This window comes from Acinetobacter sp. NBRC 100985 (genome assembly GCF_000241225.1).
Taxonomy (GTDB): Bacteria; Pseudomonadota; Gammaproteobacteria; order Pseudomonadales; family Moraxellaceae; genus Acinetobacter; species Acinetobacter venetianus.
The window spans coordinates 22,725-39,487 of the sequence record NZ_BAEB01000043.1 but is presented as its reverse complement, the minus strand read 5'-3'; the positions used below and the strand labels follow the sequence as shown (position 1 = coordinate 39,487).

Annotated in this window: 13 protein-coding genes and 1 other RNA gene; 9 read left to right on the top strand and 5 right to left on the bottom strand. The window is 39.0% G+C overall.

The features are described 5' to 3' along the window. From ACT4_RS15155 to ACT4_RS15145, 3 genes are all read left to right on the top strand, one after another. Positions 1–3,410: YadA-like family protein (locus ACT4_RS15155; protein WP_007483599.1), on the top strand; the 3,410-nt coding region annotated here is incomplete at its 5' end. Positions 3,411–3,470: 60 nt separating this feature from the next. After that, positions 3,471–4,259, top strand: coding sequence for an OmpA family protein (locus tag ACT4_RS15150; protein WP_007483598.1), 789 nt, complete (start codon positions 3,471–3,473; stop codon positions 4,257–4,259). Positions 4,260–4,584: 325 nt separating this feature from the next. Further along, on the top strand, positions 4,585–4,785 hold the full coding sequence (locus tag ACT4_RS15145) for a hypothetical protein (protein WP_004880852.1): 201 nt from the start codon (positions 4,585–4,587) through the stop codon (positions 4,783–4,785). 40 nt (positions 4,786–4,825) lie between these two features. Here the strand turns inward: ACT4_RS15145 and ACT4_RS15140 are convergent, their stop codons facing one another. Continuing rightward, a complete protein-coding gene (locus ACT4_RS15140) occupies positions 4,826–5,224 on the bottom strand; it encodes a MerR family transcriptional regulator (RefSeq protein WP_007483597.1) in 399 nt (132 codons plus the stop codon). Positions 5,225–5,321: 97 nt separating this feature from the next. Here ACT4_RS15140 and ACT4_RS15135 point away from each other — a divergent pair, with 97 nt between their 5' ends. Next, positions 5,322–8,039 (top strand): heavy metal translocating P-type ATPase, encoded by a 2,718-nt coding sequence (locus ACT4_RS15135; RefSeq protein ID WP_007483596.1) that lies wholly within the window; start codon positions 5,322–5,324, stop codon positions 8,037–8,039. A 160-nt stretch (positions 8,040–8,199) separates the two neighbouring features. Beyond that, a complete protein-coding gene (locus ACT4_RS15130; RefSeq protein ID WP_007483595.1) occupies positions 8,200–9,438 on the top strand; it encodes a putative solute-binding protein in 1,239 nt (412 codons plus the stop codon). A gap of 553 nt (positions 9,439–9,991) precedes the next feature. Here ACT4_RS15130 and ssrS read toward each other — a convergent pair. From ssrS to ACT4_RS15120, 3 genes are all read right to left on the bottom strand, one after another. Beyond that, positions 9,992–10,173, bottom strand: a non-coding RNA gene (gene ssrS / locus ACT4_RS17015) — 6S RNA. A 90-nt stretch (positions 10,174–10,263) separates the two neighbouring features. Then, entirely contained in the window at positions 10,264–10,551 is a 288-nt protein-coding gene (locus tag ACT4_RS15125; RefSeq protein ID WP_007483594.1) for a cell division protein ZapA, read from the bottom strand. Positions 10,552–10,553: 2 nt separating this feature from the next. Continuing rightward, positions 10,554–11,108, bottom strand: coding sequence for a hypothetical protein (locus ACT4_RS15120; RefSeq protein ID WP_007483593.1), 555 nt, complete (start codon positions 11,106–11,108; stop codon positions 10,554–10,556). Between the two features lie 66 nt (positions 11,109–11,174). On the opposite strand from ACT4_RS15120, the gene ACT4_RS15115 reads away from it, so the two are divergent. Further along, positions 11,175–11,807, top strand: coding sequence for a UPF0149 family protein (locus ACT4_RS15115; RefSeq protein ID WP_007483592.1), 633 nt, complete (start codon positions 11,175–11,177; stop codon positions 11,805–11,807). Between the two features lie 70 nt (positions 11,808–11,877). Next, on the top strand, positions 11,878–13,197 hold the full coding sequence (gene pepP, locus ACT4_RS15110) for a Xaa-Pro aminopeptidase (protein WP_007483591.1): 1,320 nt from the start codon (positions 11,878–11,880) through the stop codon (positions 13,195–13,197). 150 nt (positions 13,198–13,347) lie between these two features. Here pepP and ACT4_RS15105 read toward each other — a convergent pair whose 3' ends face one another. After that, complete coding sequence (locus tag ACT4_RS15105) at positions 13,348–13,884, bottom strand: hypothetical protein (RefSeq protein ID WP_007483590.1); 537 nt, start codon at positions 13,882–13,884, stop codon at positions 13,348–13,350. Between the two features lie 377 nt (positions 13,885–14,261). Between ACT4_RS15105 and ubiH the strand changes: the two genes are divergently transcribed. After that, positions 14,262–15,473 carry a 2-octaprenyl-6-methoxyphenyl hydroxylase gene (gene ubiH / locus ACT4_RS15100; RefSeq protein WP_007483589.1) on the top strand — a complete coding sequence of 404 codons (1,212 nt, stop codon included), beginning with the start codon at positions 14,262–14,264 and terminating at the stop codon, positions 15,471–15,473. Next, positions 15,470–16,702 carry an FAD-dependent monooxygenase gene (locus ACT4_RS15095; protein WP_007483588.1) on the top strand — a complete coding sequence of 411 codons (1,233 nt, stop codon included), beginning with the start codon at positions 15,470–15,472 and terminating at the stop codon, positions 16,700–16,702. Before ubiH ends, ACT4_RS15095 begins: the two co-directional genes overlap by 4 nt. Positions 16,703–16,763 lie beyond the last annotated feature (61 nt).

The following is a 16,763-nucleotide window of genomic DNA, read 5'->3' as shown; positions in this document are numbered from 1 at the left end:
TAGCATCAGACTTGGCAGCGACCGACAATGCCGCAGTTAAATACGATGATGCAACAGCGAAAGATAAAGTGACTTTAGCTGGTGCAACTGGTACGACATTGACAAATGTTAAAGCAGGTGATGTTTCAGCAACTTCTACTGATGCGGTAAATGGAAGTCAATTATTTGCAACGAATCAGAATGTAGATAAGAACACTTCTGATATCGTGACAAATGCGACAAACATTACTAAGAATGCATCAGACATCAGTACCTTGAATACGACTGTAACGAACCAAGGTAATGAAATCACAACACTTAAAGGTGGTTTCAATTTACAAACCAATGGTACGAATACAGGCGCAATTAAAGCAGGTGATACTGTTGACATCGGCGTAGCTGATCCAGCAGATAGTAATTTAACAGCAACTAAGACAGGTAATAATGTTGCATTTGCTTTAAGTAAAGACTTGACTTTGGATAGCGTAACGACTGGCAACACTGTGATGAACAATGCAGGTATTACGACAGATAAAGTGACTGTTGGAAATGTAATCATTGATAAATCAACAAACAAGATCAGTGGTATTGAAGCAGGCACAGACGTTAAAGATGCTGTAAATAAAGGTCAGTTAGATGCTTTAGCGGCACAACAAACAACGACAGACAATGCTGCAGTTAAATACGATGATGCAACAGCGAAAGATAAAGTGACGTTAGCTGGTGCAACTGGTACGACATTGACAAATGTTAAAGCAGGCGATGTTTCAGCGACTTCTACTGATGCGGTAAATGGAAGTCAATTATTTGCAACGAATCAGAATGTAGATAAGAACACTTCTGATATCGTGACAAATGCGACAAACATTACTAAGAATGCATCAGACATTAGTACCTTGAATACGACTGTAACGAACCAAGGTAATGAAATCACAACACTTAAAGGTGGTTTCAACTTACAAACAAATGGTACGAATGCAGGCGCAATTAAAGCGGGTGATACTGTTGACATCGGTGTAGCTGATCCAACAGATAGCAACTTAACAGCAACTAAGACAGGTAATAATGTTGCATTTGCTTTAAGTAAAGACCTGACTTTGGATAGCGTAACAACTGGTCAATTAGCAATTGGAAACGTTGCAATCGATAGTACGACAAATACTGTCAAAGGCTTAAGTAATAAAGACTTAACGGCTGCTGATTTTGCGACACAAGGTCGTGCAGCGACTGAAGAGCAATTACAACAAGTGATCAGCAACAACATTACAGAGGTTGTTGATGGTAATGGTAATAAAGTCAACATTATTGATCAGGTTGTAAATACTCAACCAGACAATAAAAATCAGGACTCATTGTTCCTTACTTATGATAAGCAAGGTCAAGAAACGACTGATCGTTTGACGATTGCTCAGACTGTTCAGAAGATGAATACAGAAGGTGTGAAATTCTTCCATACCAATGCAGACACTTCTAAAGGTGATTTAGGTACGACAAATGACTCAAGTGCAGGTGGATTGAACTCAACTGCAATTGGTGTCAACGCGATCGTTGAAGCGGGTGCAGATAGTTCTGTTGCACTAGGTCACAACACGAAAGTTGCTGGCGCTCAGTCAATTGCGATTGGTAACGGTGCAGAAGCATTAGGTACTCAATCTATCAGCATCGGTACTGGTAACAAAGTGAATGGGGATCATTCAGGAGCAATTGGTGACCCAACGATTGTTGATGGCAGCAACAGTTACTCTGTGGGTAACAACAACCAAGTATTGACAGACGATACCTTTGTACTTGGAAACAATGTAACTCAAACAGTTGCTGGTTCAGTTGTTTTAGGTACGGGTTCGGCAGCGACTACAGGTGCTGGTGTTGCAGGTTATGCATTGTCAGCAGCAACTACAGCTGACAAAACTGCAATTAGCAACACTACATCTACAACTGGTGCAGTCGCAGTTGGTGATGCTGCAAATGGTATCTACCGTCAAATTACTGGCGTTGCGGCTGGTACAGCCGATGCAGATGCAGTTAACGTTGCTCAATTGAAAGCTGTCGGTAATCAAGTGGTTGAAACACAAACTGCACTTGTAGACAGCCTTGGTGGTAATGCGAAGGTAAATGCTGATGGTACGATCACAGGCCCAACTTATAATGTGGCTCAAGGTACTCAAACTAACGTTGGTGATGCATTAACAGCACTTGATCAAGCAATTGGCAATGCTGCAACCACGTCTAAAACAACAGTGTCAAATGGTGAAAACATTGTTGTGAATAAGACGAAAAATGCAGATGGTTCAGATAACTATGAAGTTTCAACTGCTAAGGACTTAACAGTCGATTCTATTGCAGCAGGTGATACTGTTCTGAACAATTCAGGCATTAACATTGGTAACAATGCTGTTGTATTAAACAACACTGGTTTAGTGATTGCAGGCGGTCCGAGTGTAACAACACAAGGAATCAATGCAGGTAATAAACAAATTACCAATGTTGCAGCAGGTACGAGTGCTACAGATGCTGTGAATAAAGGTCAATTAGACACAGCAATTAGCAATGTAAATAACAATGTTAATGAGCTTGCGAATAATGCGGTTAAATACGATGACGCAAATAAAGACAAAATCACATTAGGTGGTGCTAATGGCACAACCATCAGTAATGTAAAAGATGGTGAAGTTGCTCAAGGCTCTAAAGATGCTGTGAATGGTGGTCAGTTGTGGAATGTTCAACAACAAGTGAACCAAAACACAAGTGATATTTCTAACATCCAAACCAATATCGACAATATCAACAGTGGTAAATCTGGTCTTGTTCAACAACAAACACCAAATGGTGAAATCACAGTTGGTAAAGATACTGGTGGTACTACAGTAAATGTTGCAGGTAAAGATGGTGATCGTGTTGTAACTGGCGTTAAAGATGGTGCAATCAAAGCAGATTCTAAAGATGCGGTAAATGGTTCACAGTTGAATACAACGAACCAAAAAATTGCTGAGTATCTTGGTGGTGGAGCTGGGTATGACAACATTACGCAAAGCTTTACTAATCCTACATATAACGTAGGTGGTAAAGATTACAACAATGTTGGTGGTGCAGTAGATGCTTTAAATAAAGCAGATCAAGCATTGAATACCAAAATTGACAATGTAAGTAATCGTCTAGAGCAAGCGTTCTACTCAACAAACCAACGTATTGATGATGTAGAAAAACGTGCGAATGCGGGTATTGCGGCGGCAATGGCTTTAGAGGCAGCACCATTCGTACCAGGTAAATATACGTATGCAGCAGGCGCTTCTTATCATGGTGGTGAAAATGCAGTGGGTGTGACCTTACGTAAAACTGCTGACAATGGACGTTGGTCAATCACAGGTGGTGTTGCAGCAGCATCACAAGGTGATCCAAGTGTACGTATCGGTATCAGCGGTGTAATCGACTAATTCATTGTCGAGGAGAGTCATCTGACTCTCCTAGCTTCCAACAGATTAAGAGAGTAAAAAATGAAAAATATGATAAAAGCTTTAGTATTTGGGATGGTTTCTACGATAGCAATCACTGCAATTGCAGATGATGAAGTGGTTGTTCAACAAGAGGAAATCAAATTTCCTACTGTTGACAAAAGCTATCTAAAACAGGTGCAGCGTTACGAATACGACAATGTTGCACGCTTAGATACAGGTTTAACTAAAGACCAAATTCGATATATTTTGGGTAATCCTCAATTTAGCGAAGGGGTATTTTTTGTCAAAACGTGGAACTATGTGTTAGATATTCGCCAGCCGAATAGCCAAGATTATTTACGTTGCCAGTTACGCGTAGATTTTGACAAGAAAAACCTATCCGAGCGCTTATCTTGGAGAGGAGAAGCTTGTGAGGGCTTAATGGCGTGGGGTGCAAACAATCAAGTACCAAATGATGCGAATTTAACTGGAGCAAGATCAGGAAGCGTGTTCTTTGCATTTGATCGCTCAAATGCAAATGCAATCGAACAAGGTTCAATTTCTGTAGCGGCAATTGCCGAGCGAATTAAGCAAAGCAATTCAACAGGTCCTATTACAGTTGCGGGTTTTGCTGATCCATTAGGTAAATTTTCATATAACCATCAACTTTCAGCACAGCGAGCGAATACAGTAGCGAAGCTTTTGGTAAATGAAGGTATTGATGTCAATCGTATTCAAATCCAAGCCAATAGCCAAACTGATTTATACCAACAATGTGCGGGTAACAAAGCTAATAACCGTCTTGTTGGTTGTTTAGCTCCAAATCGACGTGTGAATGTCAGTTGGTAATTTACTTGTCTTGAAAAGGCTACCGTGAGGTAGCCTTTTTTATATCTAAATCTCATGGGGTTTTCTTTTGAGAACAATATTTTAAATTTAATTGCATTTTGTCGGCTAATTTTAAAAATATGTGAACTGTTAGACAATAATGATGTTTGTGATTAAAAAATAAACTAAAATCCGCATTTATGAAATAGCATGTTTCGATGTCAATTTCATGTATTTCAATAATTAAAGAAAGTATCTCATCAGTAGAGTGAATGAATCATTTCTCTAGACTCCAAAAGCTGATCAACGATGCTTCATTTTTATAGAGGCTTTCAAGGGGAAAGATATGTTGGACTCAAAAAACTTAGTTGTATTGGATCAAATGCTTGTCTTAACTAAAGAGGGGAAAAACGATTTGGTTTATGAAAATAATACTTTGCTCAAAGTAAAGATGTTTTCAAATCATCATATTGTTGTAGAGGATGATCAGCAGACGAGCTTTCTTTTAAAACGCCAAGATGAAAATATCGTTTGGTCTTTTATTTAAATATATATTGTTATATCAAGAGCACCTCAATTCAAAAAACTTAGGTGCTCGTACTTGCTTGCTGCTTTAAATCCATCAGAATCGGGCAACATTCATTTTCAGTGGTTTTACACTCATCTAACCATGTTGAAAGACGTAGTTTGAGTCCTTGTAACTCTTGAATACGTTCATCAATTTTATTTAATCGCTGTTCGATGACATGACGTACTTCTACTCGATCTTCTAAATTTAAGGTTAATAACTCCTTAATTTCATTCAGTTGCAATCCAGCATCTTTGGCTTTTTGAATAAAGCTTAATGTTTCCAAATCTTGTTGATGATAATAACGATAACTTTGGGTGCTTTCAGGAATCCGCATTAAGCCAATCCGCTGATAATAACGAATGGTCTCGACATTGATATTGCAGGATTTTGCCAATTTCCCAATAGTAAGATTCATTTTTTGTGCCTCATCGATTGCCAAAATAATACTTGACTCTGTACCTAGGTACAGACTTTATGCTAAACCTATCCAAAAAGAAAAGATAGGTGTTGTCGTGGAACATCAAAAAACGTCATCATGCTGCTCTGGTAATAAAACAGCGATTGTGTATGAATATATTGATCCAGTATGTGGTATGCAAGTTGCTGAAACATCATCGTATTATTTTGACTACCAAGATATTCGATATCTATTTTGCTCAGCAAGTTGTCAACAGAAATTTAGTGCGCAGCCAGATGCTTATTTAAAAGCAAATCAAACTGACAAAACGTCATCTTCTTGCTGTGCTGAGGAAAAGCCGCAGAAACAATCAAGTTGCTGCGGAACGTCAAAAGAACAGCCTGTTGTTGCATCTGTGGAAAAATCTTCTTGTTGTGAACCAAAGCCAACTGAGGAAAAGAAAAGTTCATGTTGTGGAGGTGAAAAAAAGTCACAAATAGCGCAACCTGAAGGAAAAAAATCTAGTTGTTGTGGTGGCGGGCATACACATCAAGTTGCTGATGGAGATACAGAGATTGATCCTGTTTGTGGGATGTCAGTTAAAACCACGACTGATCTAAAAACAACGTATCAGGATAAAACTTATTATTTCTGTAATCCATCTTGTTTGGATAAATTCAACAATGATCCTGAGTTTTATCTTATTCCACCTGATCAGCGTCCTGTACCTGAAGGTGCAATGGATATGGATTATACCTGTCCAATGGACCCTGAAATTGTGCAGAAGGGACCTGGTACGTGCCCAATTTGTGGTATGGCGCTTGAGCCAATGCAACCTACTTTAGATGATGGGCCGAATCCTGAATTAGTTGATTTTAGTAAGCGCTTTTGGACGACATTGCCACTTAGTTTGTTGGTGATGATCTTGGCAATGGGTTCGCATATTCATGCTTTTATTTCTCCGCATATTCAACCGTGGATCGAATTGATTTTAAGTTTGCCTGTAGTGTTATGGGCAGGTTATCCAATTTTACAGCGCTGCTGGGTGTCTTATAAAACTGGACATCTCAATATGTGGAGTTTGATTGGTGTCGGTGTACTCGCTGCATTTATTTATAGTGTGGTTGCAACGATTTTCCCATCACTCATTCCAGTTGAAGCTAAAACTGGACATGGTGTCGCTGTTTATTATGAAGCAGCCTGTATGATCGTTTCATTGAGTTTACTCGGGCAAATTCTAGAGCTTAAAGCGCGTTCACAAACTGCAAACTCGTTAAAAGCATTGTTACGCTTACAACCAGCCAAAGCCAAACTTGTTCAAAATGATCAAGTCAAAGAAGTCGATATTGCCATGATTAAACAAGGCGATATTTTACAGATTTCTTCTGGGGAGCAGATTCCATTGGATGGTCTTGTAGTTGATGGCAAAACCTATGTTGATGAATCGATGATGACAGGTGAACCTGTTCCAGTAAAAAAGGAAAAGGACGATCAAGTGATTGGCGGTACGATTAATCAACAAGGTTCGATTCGTATTAAAACTACGGCAGTTGGAACCAATACAACGCTCGCCAAAATGATTCAGACGGTAGCTGATGCACAACGCTCCAAAGCGCCTTTACAGCGTATTGCCGATGTTGTGGCGAAGTATTTTGTGATCGCTGTATTAAGTATTAGTGTGCTGACTTTTATCGCTTGGATGATGTTCGGCAAAGCCCAATTTGATTTGGCATTGATGTGTGCTGTTGCTGTACTGATTATTGCCTGTCCGTGTGCTTTGGGCTTGGCAACACCAATGTCTGTGATGGCGACAACGGGTCGTGCCGCACAGAAAGGGGTACTATTTAAAGATGCAGAAGCAATTGAATCTTTGAGCAAGGTGAATACCTTAATCATTGATAAAACAGGAACATTGACTGAGGGTAAGCCAAGTTTAAAAGAGATTCAACCGTTATCAAATGTGTATAGCCAAAGTCAGATCGAGTTGTGGATTGCATCAATCGAACAATATTCAACACATCCCATTGCCCAGACGCTCACCAAACTTGTTGATTCAGATCAATTGTTGAATGTTTCTGATTTTGAAGATGTTACAGGCTTTGGTGTAAAAGGCACGATAGAAGGTAAGGCGCTCTATATAGGTAGTCAAAAATTAGTTGAACAACTCGGTTTGACGTTTAGTAGCGAAAAGTTGATCCAAGAGCTAGACCAAAAACGATCTCAAGGTGATGTCATTAGTTTCCTAATGTCTGAGCAAGAATTGATTGCTTATGTGTCGATTCATGATGCGATTAAGGAAAATGCCAAATCCGTGATTGATCAACTTCATGCAGATGGGATTGATGTGATCATGGCGACAGGTGACCATGAGAAAAATGCACAGATGGTTGCAGCTGCACTGGGTATTCAACAGGTATTTGGCAATTGTGATCCGAAGCAGAAGCTTGAAATTGTGAAGCAAGCACAGTCACAAGGTAAAGTGGTTGCAATGGCAGGAGATGGTATCAATGATGCACCCGCACTTGCTCAAGCCAATGTCGGCATTGCAATGGGTACAGGAACAGATATTGCCAAACAAACTGCACAAGTGACGTTGGTGAAAGGCGATATACAAGGCGTAGCACATGCTGTACATATGGCAAAACTAGGTGTGAAAAACATGAAGCAGAACCTTGCGTTCTCATTTGTTTATAATGGATTAGGTGTGCCAGTTGCCGCAGGTTTGTTCTACCCACTCACTGGTTTATTACTTACGCCAATGTTCGCAGCTGTTGCAATGTCATTAAGTTCGCTATCTGTGGTAGTTAATGCGTTGCGATTGAATAAATCATAATCCTTTTTGTTTTAGCTCTATTCTCATAAATTGAGAGTAGAGCCACGTTTATTTTTGACTCAATTGACATCATCAAAATGAAACCAGTCAATTCTATTTTTATGCTTTATCCTTAACGTGAATAAAAACTATTGGGAAATAGCTAAGGATGGAATGGCAAATGAAAAATAATAAATTTACAAGGTTGATTAAACCTTTAGTGACTTCTTGTGTGATTGCATCAAGTTTAATGGTAATGAATGTTGGGCATGCAGCACCCGCAGAAAAATTAGATTTAACTCTTTCTACCTATTCGCAGAATAAAATCAAAAAACTGCTTAATGATCCGAAGGTTTGGGATCAAATTCCCAAGCAAGTGACATTATGTGTGTATTCCCCAAGTGGCGAACATGGTGAGGCATTTGAGCAGGCGACTAGCTATTTAACAGAGATTCCTCGTATTGTGCGAATTGCAAAGCAGTATGGCGTGAATATGAATGTGACACGTCCATCTAATCTTCAAATGAATTTAAGTTTTGATTATCCAAAGCTCAAAAAAACAGCGTCTACTTTGGTGACTTTAAAAGTTTATACCAATGAAAGTGTGTTAACTGAAGACTTCCGTAGCAAACGTTGTGATGGCGCAGGTATCAGTAATTTAAGAGCGAAACAGTTTAATAAGTTTGTTGGCAGTATCGATGCAATTGGTGCGGTGCAAACCTATAAACAATTAACTGCTGTGATTCAAACTTTAGCCAACCCAAAGTTTGATGAAAAAATGGTTAATAAGGATTTTGAGGTTGTTGGCGTAGTGCCATTAGGTGGTGCGTATATTATGGTGGGAGATCGTAATATCAATACACTGGCAAAGGCAGCAGGCAAGAAGATTGCGGTTTTACAATTCGATGAAACTCAAAAGAAACTGGTTCAAAATGTTGGGGCGCAGCCTGTTGCAGTCGACTTATTAACAGTCGGGCCAAAATTCAATAATAAAGAAGTTGATATTATGGCCGCGCCAGCAATCCTGTTTGAACCGATGGAACTGCATCGAGGTATGACTGACAAATCAGGTAAAGTTGTTGGTGGAATTATTAAGTTTCCAGTCATTCAGGTCACTGGAACCTTAATTATGCATCGCAATAAGTTTCCTGCTGGGATGGGATCAATCGCCCGTGAAATCATTTCAAAACAATTAACACCAGCATTTAACTTTGTGGATAAGCTTGAAGGTCGCATCCCTGATAAATATTGGATGACCTTAAATGAAAGCGATAAGCCGGGTTATGTGCGCTTAATGCGCGAGGCACGCATTCAAATGACCAAAGAAGGTTATTATGATCCAGATATGATGAAGCTACTTAAACAGATTCGTTGTTCGCAAGATCCTACGAATTATGAGTGTGCTTTAAAAGATGAGTGAGTGATATAAATGCTTTAAAATATAATGAAAGATACCAGTATATTGATCTAGCAATATAAAGCACCTGATGGTGCTTTATTTTTTATTTGAGTTTGATGTTTTTCTCTAATGTTATTATTTCTCTTTTTTTTGAGTAATACTGTTTCTTTAAGATCTTTAAGTTGAATTTGAAGTCGTGCTATATCTCTCTGTTTCTCTTGGAGTTTATCAATTTTCCCTTTTAGCTCTAAATGATTATTTTCTATAATAAAAACAAGTTTCTTCTTCTCTTGTTTTGTATGTCATAGTAGAAAAAAGAATACAAGTGAAATGGATAAAGCCAACATTACAACTCCCTATCAAATAGAAGAGAATAGCATAAGGTAAATTAATACCTGTTCGTTTCTAGCCGATATTTCTTCATTTTATCAATCATATATTGGTGGGGAGTATGGTTAAGTTTTGATTTTTATGAAAAAATTTAAAATAGGTTTAAATTTAGGGCAGTTAAAAAGACATTTTTGAGGAAATTCAAACTTTATAGTTTTATAGGAGATTATTTTTATAATAAATAAATTGCTCCAGAGATGCCGCTGCATGGTCGTTACCCTGAACCCGATGAGTTCAAGGTGGAGGTGACGCATATTTAACGGGTTTCCTACTCAAGGCAGGCATACACTCAAAATATACAGAACACATCCATAAATTTAAGTATCGGCAGGGGACTAGACGTACTGGCGAACACCCTAGAGACAGTTTTAGTATAACTGATCTTTACACGATGGCAATGTTTGCAGACCACATATCTGTAAAGATACTTACTAATTGATGGGGCTTTGTGCAATTTTACTCAACAGTTTGTTCAACATCTTCCAAAATCGTTTGGAGTAAGTGTTCGCAGTGTGCATATTCTTGCAAAGACTTATTCAAACTGAACACTTCTTGAGCCATTTGTAGAGCAACCATGATCACAAGTTTGTTGTGTTCAACACGCGGTGCATTACGACGCATATCATGAAACTTCTGATTTAGTAATTCTGCAGCACGCTCTAATTCTTCACGCTTGTCTTCAGTTGTATTGAGACGAAAAGTTTGTTCTATTAAACGTAGCTCAACAACGATCGCTTCACTCATGATCAAATCTCCTCTTGTGTTTCAGCATTCGGGTGAGCAAGTTGCTGAATTTCTTGTGCGTGTTGATCTTGAGCGGTGCCTAAAATGGCAAGACGTTGAATGATGGCTTCAACTTTAGATTTTGCCAATTCATTCTTTTGCAATAATCGATCACGATCCTGCTGTAAGTCTTGGATTTCTTGTTGACTGTGTCTCTGTTGTGCTTGTAATTTTTCTTTATTAACACGTAAATCATTACGCTCAGCCAAGATTTCTTGGAAACGATTTTTAAGATCAGTGGTACTTTTTTCTAAACGGCTGTAACGTTCAGCTAAAGTTGTCGCATCAGTATTCAGTTGTTTAAATTGATCTTGTAACTGAGTCAGTTGTTCAGTTAAGTTATCAACTTCTTCCTGCTTTTGCGTGATGATGCTATTTTTTTGCACGATTTGTGCATGATGATCAGTTTCAGCTAATTGTTTAGCCTCAGTGAGCGATGTATTTTCTCGCTCAAAATGGTGTAAGCGCGTTTTTAAAACACCAATATGCGCTTGTAGACGCTGTAATTGTTCTAACATAACGAAGGTCGCACAGAGTTGCAATCAAAGGTAATATATACAGCAGTATAGAGATTGGATAAACGAATGCAAGACGATATTTCAGGTTGGACGGAATGGAATGCCCATTTTGATGGGATTGAAGAAATTTCAAGTCCAAGTGAGTTACATGGTTTACTAACAGGTATAGTTTGTGTGACACAAGCACCGACCTCTGATGAATGGTCACAAATCTTAAACACCTTAAATGTGCCTGTTTTACAACCAGAAGCACTCGAAAGTTTAACTGACGAAGCTGAAGACGTGGCACATGCTCTGTCAGATGATGAACTTGATTATCTACCAATGCTTCCAGATGATAGCCATTTACTTGTAGATCGTGTTCAAGCATTAGCTGATTGGTGTGCAGGCGTTGTGCTTGGTTTCGGTTTGGCTTCTGGTCATATTCGTGGAGAAGAACAAGAGCTGATTGAACATTTACAAGATGTTGCAGCGGTCGAGTTTGAAGACTCGGATAATGATGAAGAAGGTGAAGAAAGCTATCAGGAATTGTATGAGTTTGTACGTTTAATTCCTGTGAGCTTGTCGATTGGTCGTACCAAGATTCCTGTAAGTGAAAGTTCTTTGTTGAAAAATTTCCATGCAAAAAGCAGAAATCAAGATGCGCCTGTTGATTCCCAAACGGTCGTAGAAATGTTTACCCCACATCGTCCGAGTTAACTCGGACTTTGTCTTTTATCTCTTATAAATAAAGATACTTACAATCATTCATCTTCATCAGAAGGACAATATGAAACTAAGTCAAGCCGATTTCAAACAACGCCGTGATCTTCTCGCACAGAAAATAGGAAGTAACAGTATCGCTATTATTGCGACGCGAGCAGAAATGTATCGTAATCGTGATGCTGATTATAAATATCGAGCGGACAGTAGTTTTTATTATCTAACTGGATTTGCAGAGCCAGAAGCGGTTGCGATCATTGAAACCTTTGAAGAAGGTGAAGATTATAGCTATAGCTTATTCTGCCGTGAACGTAACCGTGAAATGGAAATCTGGAATGGCTATCGTGCTGGGATTGATGGTGCGATTGAAATCTATGATGCTGATGAAGCTTATGCGATTGATTTGCTTGATGAAGAAATTATCGACAAGCTATTAAACAAACAACGCCTTTATTATCGTATCGGACAAACTTCAGAGTTTGATGCGCGAGTAAGCCAATGGATTCAAAAGGCGGATGCACAACAGCGCCGTGGTGGTGCAGCGCCAGCAGAAGTGGTTCAATTGGATCGTATTGTTGACGAGATGCGTTTGAAAAAATCTGCACAAGAAATTGAGTTGATGCAGATTGCATCTAATATCAGTGCAGAAGCGCATACCCGTGCAATGCAAAGCGTAAAACCAGAGATGATGGAATATGCGCTTGAAGCAGAACTGAATTATATCTTTGGTAAAAATGGTTGTGTACCTGCTTATAATAGCATTGTAGGTGGTGGTGAAAATGCCTGTATTTTGCACTATGTTGAAAATAACAAGCCTTTAAAAAATGGCGATTTAGTTTTGATTGATGCTGCTTGTGAATATGAGTTCTATGCATCGGATATTACCCGTACATTCCCAGTCAGTGGAAAGTTTAGTCCTGAACAGAAGGCACTTTATAATATTGTTTTAGATGCACAAATTGCTGCAATTGATGCAACCCGTATAGGCAATCATTATAAATATCCACATGAAGTTGCTGTAAAGATATTAACTCAAGGTTTGGTTGATCTTGGCTTATTGAGCGGTGATGTAGATGAGCTGGTAGAAAGCGAAGCATTCCGTCAATTCTTTATGCATGGTACAGGACATTGGCTTGGTATGGACGTGCATGATGTTGGCGCGTATAAAACTGGCGAAGACTGGCGTGTTTATAAAGCCGGTATGGTGGTTACGGTTGAACCCGGTTTATATGTTGCACCTGATGATGAAACAGTAGATGCAAAGTGGCGAGGTATCGGGATTCGTATCGAAGACGATATTGTTGTGACTGAAAATGGACCATTGGTTTTGACGAAAAATGTAGTCAAAACCGTTGAAGAAATTGAAAGTTTGATGGCGAGTCGTTAATTAGTGGAACGATTGTTTCTTAATTAGTATTTATTTTATAATTTGATATTATGGTTGAGTAATATTGTAACAAAAGAACTCATATGGACTTAGCCTTTACTACTTGGTTAAGTCTATATGAGGGAAGTATCGTGGAATAATTATTTATTTTTAATGTCTTTGATTTAATTTTTTAATGGTTTCACATGGGCGTACGATAAAATCTGTCATGCCTTTATTTTGTATAATTTCATCTTGTGTAAAGGGGTATATGTGAACATTAAATTTAATATCCTCAGGGCCCTTACTTATTTTTTCAAGAGGACATAAAATATATATTTTTCCTGCATCTGCTTTAAAAGGCGGAATCGGAGTATAGACATTCCAAGCTTCAAACCCTCTATATGTATCTAAAAAACGACCTACAATTAATGAGTGTACCTTTATATTTAACTCTTCAGGATTCACACTTACTAACTGAGTACTTCCAAATAGAGATTTATTTTCTGACATCTTTTGATCATTAACTTCATATATTATGGAACTACCCGCCTTAAAATACTGACCAGCACCTAACCAATCGATATAAACCATAGCTAATTCACTTTTTGGTTTAATTTCACCACTATACATTTTTGTAGGTCTTAAATGAGACGAGCTACAGCCTGCAATTGAAACTGATAAGATTAATAAAAATAAAAATCGCATGTTACTCCCCTTTGTGAAAGAAAATTATATTCTTTTTTTGTTTGATTTTAAAAAATATCTATGTTTTTTTAAAATAAGAAACGTACATTTACTTTAATGATAATAATAAGTGAATGCCCCAAATAAAGTCTGTGTTGGATGCTTCTCATTGAAGTGATCTTATATTTTTAACTTCCATCATGAAATTTCTTTTTATCTAAAATAGCAGAAAGCTTTAATTTATGAGGAAAATCACCAAATGTTATGTGTGGTTGAATATTTTCAAATAACTTTTAAAAAACACAGACCAAACAAAGTACAAATTCCCATCCTGATTTAAGTTAGAGTAATATAGTATACAAACATCAAGTCATGAAAAACTGATAAGGAATAATATTATGCAGCAACAAGTCATCATTGTCGGTGGAGGTATGGTTGGACTCAGCCTTGCTCTAATGTTGGCAAAATCTAATATCGCAGTAAAGCTATTAGAAGCTGTGAAATATCCAAACTATGATGATGAAAATGTTGCCCCTTATCATTCCAGTTTTGATGCGCGTAACACCGCATTGTCACGCCGTAGCGTACAGATTTACCAAAAATTAGGTTTGTGGGAAGCCTTACAACAACATGCCACCCCAATTCTGCAAGTACATATCACAGAGCAGGGTAGCTTTGGTAAAGCACGACTTGTCGCAGAGCAAGAAAAAGTTGAAAGCTTTGGTCAAGTAATTGAAAATGCTTGGCTTGGTCGTGTTTTGCTCACTCAAGTTCGCCAACAACCGTTGATTGAATTAATTGATGGTGTACAAGTCACCTCATTGATACAAGATGTTGATGCGGTACACATTGAAGCCATGCGTAATGGTGAATATATTCACTCCCTAAAGTCTAAATTGGTCATTGCTGCCGATGGTCGTGATTCATTCTGTCGCCAAGCGATTGGTGTCGGTGTAGATGAGCATGATTATGACCAAGTCGCCATCGTCACTACTGTACAAACCTCTAAACCCCATCAGCACGTTGGTTTTGAGCGCTTTAGTGCGTTGGGACCGTTAGCACTGTTGCCGTTGCCGGGTGAATACCGCCGTTCAGTGGTGTGGCCTGTGAAAAAAGGCACTGAGGCAGAATGGTTAGGTGAAGAAAATGATCAACATTTCCTTGATGCTTTACAGGAAACTTATGGTGATCGTGCAGGAAAGTTTGAAAAAACAGGCAAGCGCTTTAGCTATCCATTGTCTCAAGTCTTAGCTGCTAAGCAAGCAGTAGGGCGCGTGGTGCTAATGGGGAATGCGGCACATACCATTCACCCAGTTGCGGGGCAAGGCTTCAATTTATGCTTACGTGATGCAGATGTATTGGTGCGTTATTTGATGGAGCAATTGGCGAAATCAGATGATATTGGCAACCCAGATAATTTACTCGCTTATGAACAAGCACGTTTAACTGATCAACAACGTGTGATTAAGTTCTGTGATTCTGTGGTACGTGGTTTTAGTAATCAGAATCCAATTCTAAAATTATTACGAAATACTGGGTTGATTGCATTTGATGTGATCCCTGGAATTAAGCCTTTGGTTGCCAACTATGCGATGGGACTAAAAGCATGAGTGAAATGTTAGATGTTGTGATCGTTGGTGGTGGCTTGGTCGGTGGTCTAACGGCATTACTGCTTGCTCAGAGTGGCGTTCAAGCGACAGTATTGGATGCTGCACCTGTGTTAGATCAAGAGAAAACTTTAGCTGTGATGAATCCGCGTGTATTGGCACTGAGTCAGGCGACCATTCATTTATTGAAAACAGTTGATGTCTGGAATGATTTAGCCCGCCAAATGCCCTATTCAGGTATGCAAGTCTGGAACAAAAATGGTTATGGTGAAATCAATTTTGGCCATGCCTCAGAACAGCAACCTCAATCAGATCAGGCTCTAGGTTCAATGGTCGAGCCAAGTGTCTTGAATGTAGCGATTCAGCAAAAAATGCTGCAACAACTTAAAGACTATCGCACCCAAGTCAAAGTCATTCGTATTGAGCAAATTCCACAAGGTTGGTCGATTCAACTTGCTGATGGCACAATTCTTAAAACCAAGTTATTGATTGGTGCGGATGGCGCGAACTCATTTGTACGTGAGCAGGCGTATATTGATCTCGATGTGTTGGATTATAAACAAGCCGCGATCAGTTGCGCGATCAAAACGTCGCAACCCAATCAATATGTCGCTCGTCAAATTTTCCTCCCTACAGGCCCATTGGCGTATTTACCAATGGCGAGTCTGGATGCACAGGAAAATGGTTATTGGCAGTCGATTGTCTGGACTTTACCTGATGATTATGCTGATGAGTATTCAGCACTAACTGATCAAGATTTTATGCGATTGCTCACTCAGGAAAGCTTACAAATGCTAGGTGAAGTTGTTGATGTTCGCTCTAGAGCGCAATTTCCACTTAAAGCACGCGCGGCGCAACGCTATATTAAATCAGGCTTGGCATTGATTGGTGATGCTGCACATGTGATTCATCCTTTAGCTGGACAAGGCGTGAATATTGGTTGTCTCGATGCTGCTGTGTTGTGTGATGTATTACTGCACGATTTACAACGTGGAGTGTGGGCTAACGAGCAAACTTTGTTGCGTTATGAGCATCAGCGTAAAGGTCAAAATGATGCGATGATGCACAGTATGTCGGCGATTGGCTGGTTGGAAAGCTCGGAATTATTTCCATTTGTATGGGCAAGAAATTTTGGCTTAAAACAGGTTGAACAGTTCGATTGGTTTAAGGATCGTTTTATGCAACAGGCGAATGGCTTAGGTGCATTGAAGCAGACACGTTACGCTTGCTAAAAAATAGTAGATATTTTTTAAACAATCATTTATAAATCAGAGTGAATTTGGTCGTAAAAAA

Excerpts from the sequence above, each read along its gene's own strand:
- ACT4_RS15150 (WP_007483598.1), top strand. The coding sequence starts at position 3,471 with ATGAAAAATATGATAAAAGCTTTAGTATTTGGGATGGTTTCTACGATA.
- ACT4_RS15145 (WP_004880852.1), top strand. The coding sequence starts at position 4,585 with ATGTTGGACTCAAAAAACTTAGTTGTATTGGATCAAATGCTTGTCTTA.
- ACT4_RS15140 (WP_007483597.1), bottom strand. The coding sequence starts at position 5,224 with ATGAATCTTACTATTGGGAAATTGGCAAAATCCTGCAATATCAATGTC.
- ACT4_RS15130 (WP_007483595.1), top strand. The coding sequence starts at position 8,200 with ATGAAAAATAATAAATTTACAAGGTTGATTAAACCTTTAGTGACTTCT.
- ACT4_RS15125 (WP_007483594.1), bottom strand. The coding sequence starts at position 10,551 with ATGAGTGAAGCGATCGTTGTTGAGCTACGTTTAATAGAACAAACTTTT.
- ACT4_RS15120 (WP_007483593.1), bottom strand. The coding sequence starts at position 11,108 with ATGTTAGAACAATTACAGCGTCTACAAGCGCATATTGGTGTTTTAAAA.
- ACT4_RS15115 (WP_007483592.1), top strand. The coding sequence starts at position 11,175 with ATGCAAGACGATATTTCAGGTTGGACGGAATGGAATGCCCATTTTGAT.
- pepP (WP_007483591.1), top strand. The coding sequence starts at position 11,878 with ATGAAACTAAGTCAAGCCGATTTCAAACAACGCCGTGATCTTCTCGCA.
- ACT4_RS15105 (WP_007483590.1), bottom strand. The coding sequence starts at position 13,884 with ATGCGATTTTTATTTTTATTAATCTTATCAGTTTCAATTGCAGGCTGT.
- ubiH (WP_007483589.1), top strand. The coding sequence starts at position 14,262 with ATGCAGCAACAAGTCATCATTGTCGGTGGAGGTATGGTTGGACTCAGC.
- ACT4_RS15095 (WP_007483588.1), top strand. The coding sequence starts at position 15,470 with ATGAGTGAAATGTTAGATGTTGTGATCGTTGGTGGTGGCTTGGTCGGT.